The 256-nt window shown below is 55.1% G+C and carries 1 protein-coding gene; it reads right to left on the minus strand.

What is annotated here, in order from left to right; genetic code table 11:
* Positions 1-256: hypothetical protein (locus tag ACGK9R_RS17225; protein ID WP_186365084.1), on the minus strand; the 256-nt coding region annotated here is incomplete at both ends.

The following is a 256-nucleotide window of genomic DNA, read 5'->3' on the forward strand; positions in this document are numbered from 1 at the left end:
GTCGGAGTCGCTATCCGAATCCGAGTCACTATCGGAGTCCGAATCACTGTCGGAATCGGAGTCACTATCCGAATCCGAGTCGCTGTCGCTGTCGGAATCGCTGTCGGAATCCGAGTCACTGTCGGAGTCAGAGTCACTGTCGGAATCCGAGTCGCTATCGGAGTCTGAATCACTGTCCGAGTCCGAATCGCTATCAGAGTCGGAGTCACTGTCGGAATCCGAGTCGCTGTCTGAGTCCGAGTCACTATCGGAATCA

This window comes from Halomonas sp. HNIBRBA4712 (assembly GCF_043558675.1).
Classification (GTDB): Bacteria; Pseudomonadota; Gammaproteobacteria; order Pseudomonadales; family Halomonadaceae; genus Vreelandella.